Below are 17,205 nucleotides of genomic sequence, written 5' to 3' on the forward strand. Positions count from 1 at the left end.
CATCCGGCAGAATGGTTCAGGATGACAGAGGGCAAGATAGGGGAATCAAACCAGTTTTTTGGAGGCTTTGACATGACGAACCTATCTTGGCTTACGTATGTAATGATTATTCTTGCCAGCTACCGGCTGACCCATTTGATCGTATTTGATAAGATTACGGAATTCATAAGAAAACCCTTTATAAAGCAAGAAAAAACCGTCGATCAAAACGGGCGCGCCGTCCAAAAAAAAGTTCCTTCCTCCGCATTCGGTTATATGCTGCAATGTTATTGGTGTGCGGGCGTCTGGTGCGCCATATTGATCGGCATCTGCTACTTGGTCTGGCCCCGCTATGCACATCCGGTTATTTTCATTTTGTCCATCGCCGGAGCGCAGGCCATTCTTGAAACGTGTGTCGGCGTCGGAACGAAGGTCATTGACGTGCTCGCCGCCATGAAACATAAAAAGTCCTGAAGCGTTTTGATTCGCTTTAGGACTTTTTTCTTTCCCTTTTAGGCTGAGAGGAGCAAAGCAGGCTTTCTGATTCACCGCCCGGAATGCTTCGGAATACCGTAAAGCAGAGAGGGGGGAAAAACATGAAAAGCTGCCGTTTTAGCATGATATGGTTTTTGGCCGCTGTACTGACAGCCGGCATCTTTACATTCTCAGCATCCGCACAAGCAAGCGGCACTCAGCCGGAGAGAGAAATGAGAGCCGTATGGATCGCGTCTGTCACCAATATCGACTGGCCCTCTAAAAAAGGGCTGTCACCGGAAGAGCAAAAAAGAGAATACAGCAAGCTGCTGGATGACGTTCAGGAGATGGGAATGAACGCCGTTATCGTCCAAATTAAGCCTGCGGCTGATGCTTTTTATCCATCAGATTACGGGCCTTGGTCAGAGTATCTGACAGGAACACAAGGCAAAAATCCCGGCTACGATCCGCTTGCTTTTTTAGTTGAAGAGACACATAAACGGAATCTTGAATTTCACGCTTGGTTCAATCCTTACCGAATCACGATGAATCACACAAATTTGAATGCGCTTTCAGATGATCATCCCGCGCGTTCGCATCCGGACTGGGTCGCTGCATACGGAAAACAGCTGTACTATAATCCGGGCATTCCGGAAGTAAGACAATTTATAACGGATGGAATCAAAGAGGTGGTCAGCCGTTATGACATTGATGCGGTTCATATGGATGATTATTTTTATCCTTATAAAATTGCCGGACAGGAATTCCCCGATCAGGCGGAATACGAACGGTACGGAAAAGCTCACTTTGCATCAGTTGATGACTGGCGCAGGGATAACGTCAACCGGCTTGTAAAAGAAATCAACCAAACCATCAAACGAGAAAAACCTTATGTCAAATTCGGAATCAGCCCGTTCGGCGTATGGAGAAATGCCGCAGATGACCCGACAGGCTCCGAAACGGCCGCAGGGGTGCGGAACTACGATGATTTATATGCTGATACGAGAGAATGGATCCAAAAAGGATACATTGATTACATCGCTCCGCAAATTTACTGGAGCATCGGATTTAAAGCGGCGGCATATGACGTCTTAGCGGATTGGTGGGGAAAAGAAGTGAACAATCGGCCGGTGCATTTATATATCGGGCAGGCAGCTTATAAAATCAACAACAACGCTGATCCGGCCTGGGCCGACCCGGGGGAATACGGAAGACAGATTGCTCTTAACAGGGGATCAGCATGGATAAAAGGCAGCATGCATTTCAGTTTAAAGGATTTAAACCGTAATCCGCTCGATGTAAAAAACCGTTTGATCAAAGACATGTACAGTCGGCCCGTATTAATTCCGGAGATGCCTTGGCTCGGACATTCCGCTTTAAAAAAACCGGCTGTCAAGCGGGCGGAGAAGAACGCTTCAGGCCATACACTCTATATCGAAGATGCGAAATCCAACGGTAAAAAAACGGCTTATTACGCCATTTACCGCGCAGAAAAGGGAAAGCAGCCTTATTTAGTGGATACAGTCAGAAAAACATCGTCACGGACGCAGACATTTTCAGATACTGATATTCGGGCGAAAGAAGCCTGCACCTATTTCGTTACTTCCGTTGACAGGCTTCACCATGAGAGCCGTCCCTCCGCAAAACGGACAATTAAATAGCCATTATTAATAAAACTGACAGTTGCGGCGCTGTCAGTTTTTTTGTAGCGGATGAGTCCGAATGTTCAGACTTTATTTGGATGGAATGAATAAAGACCCCCATTAATAAAATGTAGAAAGCAGCAGAAGGAGGAAGGTTAATGAATTTTCAACTGACAAAAGAACAGCAGATGGTGCGCGAAATGGTCAGAGATTTCGCCAAAAATGAAATTGCCCCGAAAGCCCATGAGGTTGATCAATCAGCCGTCTTCCCGATAGACACATTTAAAAAAATAGGCGAACTCGGGCTGCTCGGAATTCCGTTTCCGGAAGAATACGGCGGGGCGGGCGGTGACACCATTTCATATGCAGCAGCGGTCGAAGAAATCGGAAAAGCCTGCGGCAGCACGGGGCTGAGCTACGCGGCGGCCGTGTCACTCGGTGCAAGCCCATTATACTATTTCGGTACTGAACAGCAAAAGCAAGAACATCTTATTCCGCTTGCTTCGGGAAAAGCGCTCGGATCATTCGGGCTGACAGAGCCGAATGCAGGTTCCGATGCCGGCGGAACCCAGACAAAAGCCGAGAAAAAGGGCGATGACTATGTGATAAACGGAGAGAAATGCTGGATCACAAACGCAAATTACGCCCGCACGGTCATTGTCACCGCCGTTACGGGAAAGAACTCCGCCGGAAAACCGATCATTTCAGCTCTCATCGTCCCGACAGACACACCGGGATTTGCGATCACAAATCCGTACGACAAGATGGGTGTGAGAGGGTCGGATACGGCCGAGCTTGTGCTGGAGGATGTCAGGGTGCCTGCCGATAACCTGCTCGGTGATCCTGAAAAAGGTTTTAAACAATTTTTATATACATTAGACGGCGGGCGGATCTCGATTGCGGCACTGGCTGTCGGTATCGCTCAAGGCGCACTGGAGGCGTCGCTGTCATATGCGAAGGAACGCAAGCAGTTCGGCAGTCCGATATCGTCATTTCAAGCCATTCAATTTAAGCTGGCCGATATGGCGATGGAAATTGACCTTGCCAGACAGATGGTGCTTAAAGCGGCATGGCTGAAGGATCAAAACCTGCTATTTACGAAAGAAGCTGCATTCGCCAAGCTTTATGCTTCAGAAATGGCCGTCAGAACATGTCTTCAGGCCATCCAAATTCATGGCGGTTCCGGTTATATGAAGGAATGCGGTGTTGAGCGCATGCTTCGTGACGCAAAGCTGATGGAGATTGGCGAAGGAACGTCAGAAATTCAAAGAATGGTCATCGCAAGACAGCTTTTGAAGTGAAATGAAAACGTTTACTAAGACAGAGATGGAAGGGGGGCAGGTCATATGGCTGAACTTATCCATTTAACAGCCGGAAAGCTGCTTGAGCGGACCGCGAAGCTTTTTCCGGATCGTGAAGCGGTTGTTTACCCTGAGCGCGGCCTTCGTTATACGTATGCCGAGTTTGACCGGTTATGCCGGCAAACCGCAAAAGGGCTGTTGAAGCTGGGAGTTGAAAAAGGAGATCATGTGGCCATTTGGGCATCCAACATTCCGGAATGGCTCGCGGCGCAATTTGCAACAGCGAAAATCGGCGCCGTTCTGGTCACCATTAATACCAATTTTCAAATCGCAGAGCTCGATTACCTGCTGGCACATTCAGACGTTTCGGCCCTGATAATCATGGATTCCTACCGGCAGACATCTTATGTTGAAATCGTGAATAAGCTGATTCCGGAGCTGAAAACTTGTAAGCGCGGCAGGCTGCGTTCGAAACGTTATCCATTTTTACGGACGGTGTTATATATCGGTGATAAAAGCCCGCCCGGGATGTACCGTTGGGATTCATTGCTGGATAATGCCGAGTCTGTAACGGATGCAGCGCTTGACGGAAGGATGGACAGCCTGAAAAAGGATGATTGCATTCATATGCAATATACATCAGGTACGACCGGATTTCCGAAAGGCGTCATGCTCTCACATTTTAATATCGTAAATAACGCGGCCAATATCGCAGAATGCATGAAGCTTACTTCATGTGACCGTTTATGTATTCCCGTGCCGTTTTTCCACTGCTTTGGGTGCGTGCTCGGCGTGCTGGCATGTGTTTCCGCGGGTGCGGCGATGATTCCGATCGAACAGTTTTCTCCGCCGGCCGTTCTGAAAACGGTGGAGCAAGAAGCCTGCACCGCTCTGCACGGTGTACCGACGATGTTTATCGCCCTCCTAAATGACAGCCGTTTTTCTGAATATGATCTTTCCCACGTCCGAACCGGGATTATGGCAGGCTCGCCATGCCCGGCGGAAGTCATGAGAGAAGTGATCGGCAAAATGGGGATGACCGACATTACAATTGCCTACGGACAGACCGAAGCATCACCTGTTATTACGCAGACAAGAACGGATGATTCATTTGAAAGAAGAGTGGAAACAGCGGGGCGCGCGCTTCCCCATATCGAAGTCAGAATCGTTCGGCCCGGAACATCCCAAGAAGCCGCCCGGGGCGAACAAGGAGAGCTCTGCACCCGCGGATATCATGTCATGAAAGGCTATTATAAAAATCAAGAAGCGACCGAAGAAGCGATAGACAAAGACGGCTGGCTGCATACAGGTGATTTGGCGGTCATGGACGAGGACGGGTACTGCAAAATCACGGGCCGTCTGAAAGACATGCTGATCAGGGGCGGCGAAAATATCTATCCGCGCGAGATTGAGGAAATGTTATATCGGCATCCCGCGGTAGCAGACGTTCAGGTCGTCGGCGTTCCTGATCCGAAATACGGAGAAGAGGCCGCGGCGTGGATCAGGCTCAAAGACGGACAAACCGCTTCCGCAGAAGACATCAGAACCTTTTGCAAAGAACATATCGCCCGCTATAAAGTCCCCAGGTACGTTTTGTTTACAGATGAATATCCAATGACAGCCTCAGGAAAAATTCAGAAATTCAAGCTGCGGGAAAAAACGATTGAAGAGCTCAAGTTAACTTAATGAAAAAGGAGTGCTTCACATTTGTTTAAAAAAGTCCTGATTGCCAACAGAGGAGAAATCGCCTTACGAATTATCCGCACCTGCAAACGTCTCGGCATCCCCTCGGCAGCTGTGTATTCAGAAGCCGACCGGGACGCGCTGCATGTAAAAGCGGCTGATGAGGCCTATCCGATCGGTAAATCGAGAGTAAATGAAAGCTATTTACATATCGACAGAATCATAGAAGCCGCCAAATCCGCCGGAGCGGACGCCATTCATCCGGGCTACGGGCTGCTGTCAGAAAACAGCCTGTTCGCCGAACGCTGCCAGAAGGAACAAATCACATTTATCGGTCCGCCCGGTGATATCATCGCCAAGATGGGCAGCAAGATTGAAGCCCGAAAAACGATGCAAAAAGCAAAGGTCCCGATCGTTCCCGGTGTTTCAGAGCCATTGCCCGATGTTCACTCCGCCTTAGCCGAAGCCCGTGCCATCGGTTTTCCGGTCATGCTGAAAGCGTCCGCAGGAGGAGGCGGAATCGGCATGCAGATCGTACATTCAGAAGAAGAGCTGGCCAAAGCGTTTGAAGGCAATCAAAAGCGGGCCGCCTCCTTTTTTGGAGACGGCGCAATGTATATGGAAAAGGTCATTGAAAATGCCCGTCATATTGAAATTCAGATACTCGCAGATTCTTTCGGCAACACCGTTCATCTGTTTGAACGTGACTGTTCAGTCCAAAGGCGCCACCAAAAAGTGATAGAAGAAGCGCCGTCGCCGTTTGTTGACGATGAATTAAGACAAAGACTCGGTGAAACCGCCGTTAAAGCCGCTAAATCGATCGGCTACCAAAATGCAGGCACAATAGAATTTCTCGTCGACCAAAAGAAACAAATCTATTTTTTAGAGATGAACACAAGACTGCAAGTGGAGCATCCGGTGACAGAAGAAATTACAGGACTGGATCTTGTGGAAGAACAGCTGAAAATTGCCGCCGGGCAGGCGCTGCCTTTCTCGCAGAAAGATATCAACCACCGCGGTCATGCGATAGAAGTGCGGATCTATGCGGAAGATCCGGTCACCTTTTACCCGTCACCCGGTACCATCTCGTCTTTTTCCGTTTTAAGACACCCGTCAGTGCGACACGAATGCGCCGTCGAAAAGGGAAGCGTCATTTCTCCGTTTTACGATCCGATGATTGCCAAAATGGTCGTCACGGCGAATACGAGAAAACAAGCCATTGAACAACTGAAAACCGCCCTTGGCGAATATCATGTAGAAGGGATTAAAACCAACATTCCGCTGCTGACAAAAATTGCTCATTCAGAAGTGTTTGAAAAGGGCGAGGCAACAACCGGTTTTTTACAAACAATGAACGAGGGGGCGTCCAAATGAGCGTCATAAAAATTCAAATGGCGGGAAACCTGTGGAAAATTCATGTGAAGCCGGGTGATGTCATTGAAGAAGGACAGGAAGTGGCCATCTTGGAATCTATGAAAATGGAAATTCCGATTATCGCTGATGCAGCGGGTACGGTGAAAGAAGTGAAAAAATCAGAAGGTGATTTCACTGATGAAGGAGAGGTCCTGATTGAACTTCAATAAAACGGGAGGTGCAGCATGAACTGTCCGAAACATGTCCGCATCAATGAAGTAGGACCGCGTGACGGCTTGCAGAATGAATCGGCGTGGGTGGATACAGAAGATAAGATTGAGTGGATCAATATGCTGTCAAAAACAGGCCTTCCCTATATCGAAGTGACATCATTCGTGCATCCGAGATGGATTCCGGCTCTTCGTGACAGCCTGGACGTCGCAAAAGGCATTGCCAGATCTGAACATACGGTCTACGCGGCTCTCGTTCCGAACCTCATCGGACTGGAGCATGCGGCAGAAGGCGGAATCGATCAGGCATGTGTATTTTTATCTGCAAGCGAAACCCATAATCAAAAAAACGTAAACAAACCGATTGACCGGACCGTTCAAGAGCTCAGGCGGGTTATTACTGAAGCAAAAGCTGAAAAAATGGCGACGAGAGCTTATCTGTCCACTGTGTTCGGCTGTCCGTACGAACAGAACGTGCCGGTCGAACAAGTCATCCGCCTGTCAGACACCCTGCTCGAAATGGGTGTTGATGAAATATCGCTCGGCGACACGATCGGCGCGGCAAACCCCTTGCAGGTCATAGCCGTGCTTGAAGCCCTTTTGCCGAGAATTCCCGCCTCAAAAATCGCACTCCATTTCCATGATACAAGAGGAACGGCTCTAGCGAATATCATTCCCGCTCTTGATATGGGCATCACATCCTTTGATACTTCCTCAGGCGGGCTTGGAGGCTGCCCGTACGCCCCTGGATCAGCAGGCAACGCTGCCACAGAAGACGTCATTTATATGCTCGAACAAATGGGGATTGATACCGGGACGGACATGAATAAACTTCTTTATGCCGCAGGCTGGATCGCGGATAAAATAGGCAAAGACCTGCCAAGCAGAAACCTGCAGGCATTCAGAACGAAATGAGAAAGGAGAAGCCATGGGAGATTGCGTCTTGTATTCCGTCTGTCAAGAAACAATCGGTCTGATCACGCTGAACCGCCCGCATGCGGCCAACTCGCTGTCTTCAGAAATGATTGATCACTTACAGCGTGTGATTGAAGACATCAAAAACTCGCCATCCATTCGTTGTGTCATTCTCACCGGCACCGGGAACACATTTTGCGCCGGTGCTGATTTAAAAGAAAGAGCGGGGATGAATCATGAACAAGTTAAGCAAAGCGTCAGGCGTATCGGTGAAACAGCCGCATCCATTGAAGCTCTCCCGCAGCCGGTCATTGCAGCGCTGAACGGAACCGCTGTCGGAGGAGGCCTTGAACTCGCTCTCGCCTGCGATATCAGAACAGCCGTCAGCCGGGCGGGCCTCGGCCTTCCTGAAACAGGGCTTGCGATCATTCCCGGAGCGGGCGGAACGCAGAGACTGCCCCGGCTTATCGGCCCCGGCGCGGCAAAAGAATTGATCTATACCGGCCGAAGGCTTTCTGCCGAAGAGGGAAAAGACATGAAGCTGATCGAGCATGTTTGTAAAGCCGATGAACTAATGGAAAAAGCAAAAGCACTGGCCGGCCGCATCGCCGCTAATGGGCCGATCGCCGTCAGACAAGCAAAAGCCGCGATAAACAAGGGTCTGGAGACAGATCTCAATACAGGGCTCGAAATCGAACGAAAAGCATATGAACAAGTCATCCCCACACTTGACAGAGAAGAGGGCCTGCGCGCTTTTAAAGAAAAAAGACCCCCTGAATACAAAGGAAAATAAAACATGGAGGGACTCGGATGGATTACGAAAAAGAACGGCAGACACGCAGCAAAACGATTGAAAAGGGAGGAGCCGCGAAATATCACGCAAGCAACGAAAAGAAGGGAAAACTTTTTGTAAGAGACAGGCTGAAGCTTTTATTCGATGACGGCATATCCGTTGAAGACGCTTTTTTCGCCGAGTGCATGTCAGACGGACTGCCGGCTGACGGGGTCGTTACCGGGATCGGAACCATCGGCGGCAGAACCGTTTGTGTGATGGCAAACGACTCAACCGTAAAGGCGGGCTCGTGGGGCGCGAAAACGGTGGAAAAAATCATCCGCATTCAGGAGACGGCGGAAAAGCTTCAGTGTCCGCTCTTGTACTTAGTCGATTCCGCAGGTGCGAGAATTACGGATCAGGTCGACATGTTCCCGGGCAGAAGGGGAGCCGGCCGCATCTTTTATAATCAAGTAAAGCTGTCGGGCCGCATTCCGCAAATCTGTTTATTGTTCGGCCCTTCCGCTGCGGGCGGCGCTTACATTCCGGCCTTTTGCGACATTGTCATTATGGTTGAGGGCAATGCATCCATGTACTTAGGTTCCCCGCGTATGGCAGAAATGGTGATCGGCGAGAAAGTATCGCTTGAAGAAATGGGCGGCGCCCGTATGCATTGTTCCGTATCAGGCTGCGGTGATCTCCTCGCCCGGACGGAACAGGAAGCAATCATGATGGCGCAGACATATCTCAGCTACTTTCCGGCAAATTATACTGAAAAAGCGCCCGTCAACAAATCTAAGAACCCGAAAGCTTTTGAAAAACCGCTCTCAGATGTCATCCCGGCACATCAAAACGCACCGTTCAACATGATGGATTTAATTGAACGTGTCATTGATGAAGACTCATTTTTTGAGATTAAACCGTTATTTGCGCAGGAATTAATAACGGGGCTTGCGCGGATTCACGGACAGCCGGTCGGCATTATCGCCAATCAGCCGCGTGTAAAAGGCGGGGTTTTATTTCTCGATTCGGCGGATAAAGCCGCAAAATTTATCGCTTTGTGCGACGCATTCCATATTCCGCTTCTGTTTTTAGCAGACATTCCCGGATTCATGATCGGAACGAAGGTTGAGCAGGCGGGCATCATCAGGCATGGCGCAAAAATGATCTCCGCAATGGCGGAAGCGACTGTTCCGAAGCTTTCCGTTATCGTCAGAAAAGCCTACGGTGCCGGATTATACGCGATGGCGGGGCCTGCTTTTGAACCGGACTGCTGTTTAGCGCTTCCGACTGCGCAAATTGCCGTAATGGGTCCTGAAGCAGCGGTGAATGCGGTCTACGCAAACAAAATCAGCGAGCTAGCCCCTGAAGAAAGGCCGGCTTTTATTCAAGAAAAGCGTGATGAATATAAGGAAGACATTAACCTTTATCGGCTTGCTTCTGAAATGGTGATTGACGGCATTGTTCCTGCTGATTCCTTGCGGGAAGAACTCAATAAACGCCTCACTGCTTACATGTCCAAACAACTGACATTCACACACCGGAAACACCCCGTATACCCGGTATAAATAAAAAAAGACTGCATAGATCCGGCTCGCAGCCGCTCTTATGCAGTCTTTTTTCACAGTCTTGATCTCATTTTCTTCACAACAAAATAAACAACAATAAATACGAGAGCCAATATAATGATCGGAGTTGTATACATTCCGGCATAGCTGTCTACGTCTTTCCACTGTCCCCCGAGCTGATACCCGAGATAAACGAAAATGACAGACCACGGAATAATGGCAAGCGTCGTCAATATGACAAACTTGGAAAGAGGCATTTTCGCAAGGCCGGCCGGGATGGAAATCGCATGTCTGACGACCGGGATAAACCGCGCCGAGAACACAACGCCGGCGCCGTAACGGCGAAACCAGTTTTCCGCAACATCAACATGATGCTTTTTCAGAAGTAAGTACTTGCCGTACTTGTCCAAAAACGGCCGTCCCCCATAACGGGCGATCCAGTAAATAAAGCACTGCGCGATCGTTCCCCCGATCACACCGGCGACAATGGCGCCGATAAAGCTGATCGTGCCTTCTGACACCATATAGCCTCCGTAAGCCAGAACGATTTCACTCGGAATGATTTCGATCATTAATCCGAGCGCAATCCCTAAATAGCCCATACTTGTCAGCCAGGATAATATTTCACTAATAAAATTGCCCACACTGTTCACAACCTCTTTATCTTTTTACCCAATTATATGACTGATTGACAAGCAAAATGGTTACAAATTATTTTTTAACGCACGATTTCTTCAGATTCTCTTTTTAACACCTCTTCTAAATAAGCTAAAAGTTTCGGTCTCATTTCTTCCCGCAGAAGCCCGATCTCCGTGCCGGCCTTAAAACAGCCGAACTTATCTCCTATATCAAACCGGCTTCCTTCAAGCTCCCGCGCGTAAATGCTTCGGGTGCGGCACACTTCGCGCAGCGCGTCTGTCAATTGGATTTCGTTGCCCGCGCCTCTTCCGATCGTCTTCAGCGTTTTAAAAATAGCAGGGGTTAATATGTAGCGGCCCATCACGGCAATATGAGAGGGCGCCTTTTCAACAGCCGGTTTCTCAATCAGATCCTCAACCTGGTACACATGACCGCTCTGCCGCCCCGTGTGTATAATACCATATTTGCTGACATCAGCAGGATCGACGGGCTGTACGCCGATCGTTTCTGTGCCGTGTTGGTTATAGACGTCGATGAGCTGTGAAAGAGCGGGAGTGTCAGATACCATAATATCATCACCTAATAGAACGGCAAAAGGCTCATCTCCGATAAAATGCTCCGCACACAGCACCGCATGTCCTAATCCGAGCGGTTCTTTCTGACGGATGTAATGAATATTGGCCAAATCGGCAATCCGCTGCATTTCCTTCAGCGTCTCCGTCTTGCCTTTTTCCTCAAGATCGAATTCCAATTCCGCCGACCGGTCAAAATGATCTTCAATCGAGCGTTTGTTTCTCCCTGTAATAATCAATATATCTTCAATTCCTGACGCTGCGGCCTCTTCGACAATATATTGGATGGCCGGTTTGTCGACAATCGGCAGCATTTCTTTCGGCTGCGCCTTAGTCGCCGGCAGAAATCTCGTTCCTAAACCTGCTGCGGGAATGACCGCTTTTCTCACTTTTTTTCTCATTCATCTTCACTCCTGATCCTGTATGTTTTTCAGCGAATCTCCAAATACCCAGATTCGGTTTCCGATAAAATTCATCATCATTCCGCCGATAGTGGCGGCGAACTTACTCACCAATAGCGAACAGCCGCCTTTTTGAAACGCGTAAAGCAGCAAAAAGGTGATTCCCGACGCGGCAAGATTAATCATGAGAAAGCGCATGATCTCTTTCCCGTCAGCCTTGCGTTTTACACGAAACGTCCACTTCCGGTTCCATACATAGCTGTTGATGATCCCTGCCGAATAGGAGCAGATCTGCGCCGGAAGATAGGGGACATGACAAGCGGCGAGAAGAAAGAAGACACCAAAATCGATCAGCGTATTGCCGACGCCTACAGTGCAAAAACGGCCTGCTGTCTTTACTTTTTCTTTCAGCATAACGGCATCCGGTGTTGACCTCCCTTCATAAAAAAATCAGATGGCTGTCATATTTGTTGATATGGATTACTTTAGCGGACAGTGTTGAATAAACAATTACTAAAATATGAACAAAACATGAAAACGTAATGAGACTTTGCAAAACTCATTAAGTTAACATTTTGATAGTTTAGGTTGACATATTCCGCGGAGGGCACTAATATTCTGTATAAGAGTTAACCTTAAATTCATTTTGGTTAACATTAATTTTCAAAGTATGAGAAAGGAGGGGAATATATGCGGGAAGAAACCTATTACAGCGTCAGAATGAGAGCTTCCCGAAACGCCCCCCATGAGCAGGGCGGAAAACACATTTCCGGCGGAGAACGGCTCATCACTTACAGCGGTTTACAGGAAGCGGTAGATGGCTTATTACATAAAGGCTTCTCGCACTCAAGAGGGATACCTGATTTTATGCAGATTCAGCTTGAAAGCATTAATGAACCGATCGAAACGATCCGCCCTTTGCCGGTTGCTTTCCATCAAACAGACACGCCGGAAAAAGGACAAGCAATCGCCCGCGAGCTTCTGCAAAAGGCGGGGATTCCCCCGCACATGATAGAGAAAGCGTACGAAAACATTGCGGAATATGCAGAAGCAAGAGGAGCGGTCCTGTTTGATATCCGGGCAGGAAAACGCATTGACGGCAGAGGAAATAGAGGTGTGCGGGTATCCCGAGTGGATTGGCCGTCACATGATTTTCAAAAATGGGCTTTTACGCACAACATGCCGGAACATTCACGAATAAAAGAAGCACATGCCATCGCGGCAAAAGTTTGCGCACATCCGGGGATTATTGCTGAATTGTGCTGGTCGGATGACCCTGATTACATAACAGGCTACGTTGCCGCAAAGAAGCTGGGATATCAGCGGATTGCCAAGATGAAGAATGCCGGAGATGAAAGCGGATGCCGGATTTTCTTTACAGATGGCTCCATAGATACGGAGAGCTGTATCCATTTTTTAGAGAAGCAGCCTGTATTCATTCAGCGGGAGGGGAACATATGAAACAATCAATGATTGAAAAAAGCAAACAGCATCTTTGGCTGCCTTTCACACAAATGAAAGATTACGATGAAGATCCGTTAATCATTGAAAGCGGAAACGGGATCATGCTGAAAGACATCAGCGGCAAAGAATATTATGACGGCTTTTCTTCAGTATGGCTCAATGTACACGGCCACCGCAAAAAAGAAATGGATGAAGCGATTCAAAAACAGCTTGAAAAAATCGCTCATTCGACCTTGCTGGGTATGACGAACGTTCCCGCAACAGAACTTGCCGAGATGCTGACAGGCATCACACCGGAAAAGCTGACACGCGTTTTTTACTCCGACAGCGGAGCGGAAGCAATGGAAATCGCTCTGAAAATGGCCTTTCAATACTGGAAAAACATAGGGAGACCCGAGAAACAGACGTTTATTTCTATGCAGAACGGCTATCACGGCGATACGATCGGAGCCGTCAGCGTCGGCTCCATTGAACTCTTCCACCATGTGTACGGCCCGCTGATGTTTGAAAGCTACAAAGCCCCGATTCCGTATGTATACAGATCTGAAAGCGGCGACCCCGTACAGTGCCGGGATGAATGCCTTCACGCGCTCGAACAGCTGCTTGCAAAGCATCACGAAGAGATTGCCGCACTTACGATTGAATCGATGGTGCAAGGCGCATCCGGCATGATCGTCATGCCTGAAGGCTTTCTGGCAGGCGTACGAAAGCTGTGTACGGCATATGATGTGTTAATGATCGTTGACGAAGTGGCGACGGGGTTCGGCCGCACCGGAAAAATGTTTGCCTGTGAGCATGAAAATGTCCAGCCGGACTTGATGGCGGCAGGGAAAGGCATTACGGGAGGCTATTTGCCGATCGCTGTGACGTTTGCCACAGAAGCCATTTATGAAGCCTTCTACGATGACTACGACAAAATGAAAACATTTTTCCACGGCCATTCCTATACAGGAAATCAGCTTGGCTGTGCCGCGGCAATTGAAAATCTGCGTTTATTCGAATCAGAGCGCATCGTTGATCAAGTCGCCGAAAAATCAAAAACGGCAGCGGAATTTCTTCATGATTTGAAGCAGCTTCCTCATGTCGGCGATGTCCGCCAGCTCGGTTTCATGTGCGGCATAGAGCTTGTGCGGGATAAAGAGACGAAACAGCCTTATCCGCCTGAAAAGCGGATGGGATACAAGGTGTCCTTGAAAATGAGAGAGCTTGGTATGCTGACACGGCCGCTCGGAGACGTCATCACCTTTCTGCCGCCGCTTGCCAGCACAACCGATCAGTTACAAGCCATGATCTCCATTATGAAAGAAGCGATAGCCGAGGTGACCGGCCGTGGATTTTGACGGATGGCTCCTCGGAAGGCTCGATGCGGTGAAAAGAGACGGGCTGTATCGGACGCTGCGAACACAGGAAACCGCTCTCAAAACCAAGGGGCAAAAGCGGCAGACCTGGGCGTCCAATGACTATTTAGGCCTGTCAAAAGATGAGCGGCTGATCACAGCCGCGCAAACGGCGCTGAGCCGGTTCGGAGCGGGAAGCGGCGGCTCACGGTTAACGACAGGAAATACTGTGTGGCACGAAAAACTGGAACACACAATCGCGGACTTTAAACAGACGGAAGCGGCTTTATTGTTTTCAAGCGGTTACTTGGCAAATATCGGCGTGCTTGCCTCACTGCCTCAAAAAGGCGATGTCATTTTAAGCGATCAACTGAACCATGCGAGCATTGTTGACGGCTGCCGTTTATCAAAAGCGGAAACCATCGTGTACCGCCATATTGATATGGCTGATCTTGAGAAAAAACTTGCCTCCGTCCAGGCTCGGAACCGCCGCTTTATCGTCACAGACGGCGTCTTCAGCATGGACGGCACCATTGCGCCTCTTGACCGCATAATGGCGCTTGCAAAGCAGTACCAGGCATTTGTGATAGCAGATGACGCGCATGCAACCGGTGTACTGGGGGAAAACGGCGGGGGAACCAGTGACTATTTCGGTGTTTGTCCTGATGTTGTCATCGGCACATTAAGCAAAGCTGTAGGAACGGAAGGCGGTTTTGCCGCGGGATCAAACATTTTCATTGATTTTTTGCTGAATCAGGCGCGGACGTTTATTTTTCAGACGGCCCTCCCGCCGTCAATTTGTGCGGCTTCGCATACGGCATTTGACATCATATCAGATATGCACGATACGCGCCGTGAGCTGCAGTCGTCTGTCAAAATGATAAAAACGCGTCTGGCCGATATGGGCTTTACCGTAAGAGGCGGAGATACACCGATTATCCCCGTTATCATCGGTGATGCAAAAACAGCGGTTTCAGCCGCTGCGCTGCTGGAGAAAAAGGGAATCTGCGCCCCGGCCATCCGCCCGCCCGCCGTTCCGGAAGGCGAAAGCAGAATCAGGCTGACCGTTACGGCGGATCGCAGCTTACAGGATATAGACGAGCTGACAGAAGCATTTGATTCCATTAGAAAAGAGCTGAATATAAACAAATGAGAAGTTTTTTTGTTACAGGAACAGATACCGGCGTCGGAAAAACCATCGTTTCTTGCGGACTTGCCGCGGCATTCCGGCAGAAACAGGCGGATATCGGAGTGTTTAAGCCGTTTTTAAGCGGTGTGCCGCGGACTCATCCGGAAAGTGACACCTCGCTGTTGAAAGACATGTCACAAACCGCACTGTCTCATGAAGAAATCACGCCATTTGAATGGAAAGAGCCGCTTGCGCCGTACACGGCCGCCATGCTTGAGGGGAAATCCGTGAGCATGGCGGATGTCATGGCCCACTGGAGTAAGATTAAAAATCGTCATGAGTGTTTCATCGTTGAGGGGGCAGGCGGCATTTCCGTCCCGCTTGGTGAAAATTACTTAGTCAGTGATCTGATAAAAGCCATGGAATTGCCGGCAGTGATTGTGGCCAGGCCTGATCTCGGAACCATCAACCACACATATTTAACCGTTGAATATGCGAAAAACATGGGGATAGAGGTTCTCGGCATTATTATCAACGGCGTAAGGAGCAGGCCGGGGCTGGACGAAAAGACAAACCCGAGCATGATTGAAACATTATGCAAAGTTCCGATTTTGGGAATCACACCGAAGCTGGATCACGTTTCATCGGAAAACATTCAAAACATGATTGAGAAACATATAGATGTTTCCTCTTTCATGAATCTGACACAAATGGGGAGATAAACATGAATCAATGGATGGATCTTGCAGAGAGAGTGCTGGACGGGGCGGAAGTAACGAATCAAGAAGCGCTGGCCATTTTAAATTGTCCTGATGAGGATCTTTTATTGCTGATGCATGCCGCTTTTCATATCAGAAAACGATTTTACGGAAAAAAAGTAAAGCTGAATATGATTATGAATGCCAAATCAGGCCTGTGTCCGGAAAATTGCGGGTACTGTTCACAATCTTCAATATCAAAAGCGCCGATTGAGTCTTACCGGATGGTGGATAAGCATATATTGCTAAAGGGGGCAAAACGCGCCCACGACCTGAATATAGGGACATACTGTATCGTCGCCAGCGGGCGGGGACCGTCAAACAGAGAAGTAGATCAAGTTGTTGATGCTGTCAAAGAAATTAAAGAAACGTACGGTTTAAAAATCTGCGCATGCCTCGGTCTGCTGAAGCCGGAACAGGCAGAGCGGCTGAAACAGGCAGGAGTAGACCGGTACAATCATAACATCAATACATCACAAAGGAATCACTCAAACATTACGACCTCCCACACGTATGACGACAGGGTCAATACAGTGGAAACGGCGAAACAATCGGGGATGTCACCTTGTTCTGGTGTCATCGTCGGCATGAAAGAGACGAAACAGGACGTCATTGATATGGCGAACAGCTTAAAAGCGCTTGACGCCGACAGCATCCCGGTTAATTTTCTGCATGCGATTGACGGAACTCCGTTAGAAGGGGTAAGCGAATTACATCCGGTGTATTGCCTGAAAGTGCTTGCCTTGTTCCGTTTTATCAATCCGTCAAAAGAAATCCGTATCTCAGGAGGCCGGGAAGTCAACCTTCGTTCGCTACAGCCGCTGGGACTTTACGCCGCAAATTCGATTTTCGTCGGAGATTACTTAACGACAGCAGGGCAGCATGAAACAGAGGATCATCAAATGCTCCATGATTTAGGTTTTGAAGTCGAATCCGTTGAAGAAATGAAAGCCGGCCTGCAATCCGCCTGCAATACGGAGGTATAAG

Annotated in this window: 17 protein-coding genes; 14 read left to right on the forward strand and 3 right to left on the reverse strand. The window is 48.9% G+C overall.

All coding sequences use genetic code 11. The annotated features are described in order from the left end of the window. The first annotated feature begins 72 nt into the window (after nt 1-72). From SB24_RS00450 to SB24_RS00490, 9 genes are all read left to right on the forward strand, one after another. Entirely contained in the window at nt 73-453 is a 381-nt protein-coding gene (locus SB24_RS00450) for a DUF1360 domain-containing protein (RefSeq protein WP_007410116.1), read from the forward strand. 122 nt (nt 454-575) lie between these two features. After that, nucleotides 576-2,114 (forward strand): glycoside hydrolase family 10-like protein, encoded by a 1,539-nt coding sequence (locus SB24_RS00455; RefSeq protein WP_039251329.1) that lies wholly within the window; start codon nt 576-578, stop codon nt 2,112-2,114. A gap of 140 nt (nt 2,115-2,254) precedes the next feature. Next, nucleotides 2,255-3,397 (forward strand): acyl-CoA dehydrogenase family protein, encoded by a 1,143-nt coding sequence (locus tag SB24_RS00460; RefSeq protein ID WP_039251331.1) that lies wholly within the window; start codon nt 2,255-2,257, stop codon nt 3,395-3,397. Nucleotides 3,398-3,442: 45 nt separating this feature from the next. Beyond that, nucleotides 3,443-5,083, forward strand: a complete 1,641-nt coding sequence (locus SB24_RS00465) for an AMP-binding protein (RefSeq protein WP_039251333.1) — start codon at nt 3,443-3,445, stop codon at nt 5,081-5,083. A gap of 21 nt (nt 5,084-5,104) precedes the next feature. Then, on the forward strand, nt 5,105-6,454 hold the full coding sequence (locus SB24_RS00470; RefSeq protein WP_039251335.1) for an acetyl-CoA carboxylase biotin carboxylase subunit: 1,350 nt from the start codon (nt 5,105-5,107) through the stop codon (nt 6,452-6,454). Beyond that, on the forward strand, nt 6,451-6,663 hold the full coding sequence (locus SB24_RS00475) for an acetyl-CoA carboxylase biotin carboxyl carrier protein subunit (protein ID WP_007410121.1): 213 nt from the start codon (nt 6,451-6,453) through the stop codon (nt 6,661-6,663). The genes SB24_RS00470 and SB24_RS00475 overlap by 4 nt, the downstream gene beginning before the upstream one ends. A gap of 15 nt (nt 6,664-6,678) precedes the next feature. After that, on the forward strand, nt 6,679-7,578 hold the full coding sequence (locus SB24_RS00480) for a hydroxymethylglutaryl-CoA lyase (RefSeq protein WP_007410122.1): 900 nt from the start codon (nt 6,679-6,681) through the stop codon (nt 7,576-7,578). 13 nt (nt 7,579-7,591) lie between these two features. Then, entirely contained in the window at nt 7,592-8,371 is a 780-nt protein-coding gene (locus SB24_RS00485; RefSeq protein WP_039251339.1) for an enoyl-CoA hydratase, read from the forward strand. A 17-nt stretch (nt 8,372-8,388) separates the two neighbouring features. Next, nucleotides 8,389-9,918, forward strand: coding sequence for an acyl-CoA carboxylase subunit beta (locus tag SB24_RS00490; protein ID WP_032865964.1), 1,530 nt, complete (start codon nt 8,389-8,391; stop codon nt 9,916-9,918). A gap of 53 nt (nt 9,919-9,971) precedes the next feature. On the opposite strand, the gene SB24_RS00495 is transcribed toward SB24_RS00490, so the two are convergent. From SB24_RS00495 to SB24_RS00505, 3 genes are all read right to left on the reverse strand, one after another. Further along, nucleotides 9,972-10,562 (reverse strand): undecaprenyl phosphate transporter UptA, encoded by a 591-nt coding sequence (locus SB24_RS00495; protein ID WP_007410125.1) that lies wholly within the window; start codon nt 10,560-10,562, stop codon nt 9,972-9,974. A gap of 74 nt (nt 10,563-10,636) precedes the next feature. Further along, nucleotides 10,637-11,530: a UTP--glucose-1-phosphate uridylyltransferase GalU gene (galU, locus tag SB24_RS00500; protein ID WP_015417581.1), complete on the reverse strand. Its 894-nt coding sequence runs from the start codon at nt 11,528-11,530 to the stop codon at nt 10,637-10,639. Between the two features lie 6 nt (nt 11,531-11,536). Next, on the reverse strand, nt 11,537-11,944 hold the full coding sequence (locus SB24_RS00505) for a GtrA family protein (RefSeq protein ID WP_014418060.1): 408 nt from the start codon (nt 11,942-11,944) through the stop codon (nt 11,537-11,539). Nucleotides 11,945-12,220: 276 nt separating this feature from the next. Here SB24_RS00505 and SB24_RS00510 point away from each other — a divergent pair, with 276 nt between their 5' ends. The 5 genes from SB24_RS00510 to bioB are packed head-to-tail and all read left to right on the forward strand — an operon-like array spanning nt 12,221 to nt 17,204. After that, complete coding sequence (locus SB24_RS00510) at nt 12,221-12,991, forward strand: 6-carboxyhexanoate--CoA ligase (RefSeq protein ID WP_015417580.1); 771 nt, start codon at nt 12,221-12,223, stop codon at nt 12,989-12,991. After that, entirely contained in the window at nt 12,988-14,334 is a 1,347-nt protein-coding gene (gene bioA / locus SB24_RS00515) for an adenosylmethionine--8-amino-7-oxononanoate transaminase (RefSeq protein ID WP_039251343.1), read from the forward strand. Before SB24_RS00510 ends, bioA begins: the two co-directional genes overlap by 4 nt. Then, the gene (gene bioF, locus SB24_RS00520) at nt 14,324-15,484 is read left to right on the forward strand and encodes an 8-amino-7-oxononanoate synthase (RefSeq protein WP_015417578.1); all 1,161 of its coding nucleotides are present in this window, start codon (nt 14,324-14,326) and stop codon (nt 15,482-15,484) included. Before bioA ends, bioF begins: the two co-directional genes overlap by 11 nt. Then, nucleotides 15,481-16,182 (forward strand): dethiobiotin synthase, encoded by a 702-nt coding sequence (gene bioD / locus SB24_RS00525; RefSeq protein ID WP_039251344.1) that lies wholly within the window; start codon nt 15,481-15,483, stop codon nt 16,180-16,182. Before bioF ends, bioD begins: the two co-directional genes overlap by 4 nt. Before the next feature lie 2 nt (nt 16,183-16,184). After that, nucleotides 16,185-17,204 carry a biotin synthase BioB gene (gene bioB / locus SB24_RS00530; protein ID WP_003153914.1) on the forward strand — a complete coding sequence of 340 codons (1,020 nt, stop codon included), beginning with the start codon at nt 16,185-16,187 and terminating at the stop codon, nt 17,202-17,204. The last annotated feature ends 1 nt before the right edge of the window (nt 17,205 follow it).

The organism is Bacillus sp. Pc3 (assembly GCF_000815145.1).
GTDB lineage: Bacteria > Bacillota > Bacilli > Bacillales > Bacillaceae > Bacillus > Bacillus velezensis.

What these genes read in the sequence shown, in the direction of transcription:
- SB24_RS00460 (WP_039251331.1), top strand. Translation starts at nt 2,255, where the DNA reads ATGAATTTTCAACTGACAAAAGAACAGCAGATGGTGCGCGAAATGGTC.
- SB24_RS00475 (WP_007410121.1), top strand. Translation starts at nt 6,451, where the DNA reads ATGAGCGTCATAAAAATTCAAATGGCGGGAAACCTGTGGAAAATTCAT.
- SB24_RS00505 (WP_014418060.1), bottom strand. Translation starts at nt 11,944, where the DNA reads ATGCTGAAAGAAAAAGTAAAGACAGCAGGCCGTTTTTGCACTGTAGGC.
- SB24_RS00455 (WP_039251329.1), top strand. Translation starts at nt 576, where the DNA reads ATGAAAAGCTGCCGTTTTAGCATGATATGGTTTTTGGCCGCTGTACTG.
- bioB (WP_003153914.1), top strand. Translation starts at nt 16,185, where the DNA reads ATGAATCAATGGATGGATCTTGCAGAGAGAGTGCTGGACGGGGCGGAA.
- SB24_RS00510 (WP_015417580.1), top strand. Translation starts at nt 12,221, where the DNA reads ATGCGGGAAGAAACCTATTACAGCGTCAGAATGAGAGCTTCCCGAAAC.
- SB24_RS00485 (WP_039251339.1), top strand. Translation starts at nt 7,592, where the DNA reads ATGGGAGATTGCGTCTTGTATTCCGTCTGTCAAGAAACAATCGGTCTG.
- SB24_RS00490 (WP_032865964.1), top strand. Translation starts at nt 8,389, where the DNA reads ATGGATTACGAAAAAGAACGGCAGACACGCAGCAAAACGATTGAAAAG.
- galU (WP_015417581.1), bottom strand. Translation starts at nt 11,530, where the DNA reads ATGAGAAAAAAAGTGAGAAAAGCGGTCATTCCCGCAGCAGGTTTAGGA.
- bioA (WP_039251343.1), top strand. Translation starts at nt 12,988, where the DNA reads ATGAAACAATCAATGATTGAAAAAAGCAAACAGCATCTTTGGCTGCCT.
- bioD (WP_039251344.1), top strand. Translation starts at nt 15,481, where the DNA reads ATGAGAAGTTTTTTTGTTACAGGAACAGATACCGGCGTCGGAAAAACC.
- SB24_RS00465 (WP_039251333.1), top strand. Translation starts at nt 3,443, where the DNA reads ATGGCTGAACTTATCCATTTAACAGCCGGAAAGCTGCTTGAGCGGACC.
- SB24_RS00450 (WP_007410116.1), top strand. Translation starts at nt 73, where the DNA reads ATGACGAACCTATCTTGGCTTACGTATGTAATGATTATTCTTGCCAGC.
- SB24_RS00480 (WP_007410122.1), top strand. Translation starts at nt 6,679, where the DNA reads ATGAACTGTCCGAAACATGTCCGCATCAATGAAGTAGGACCGCGTGAC.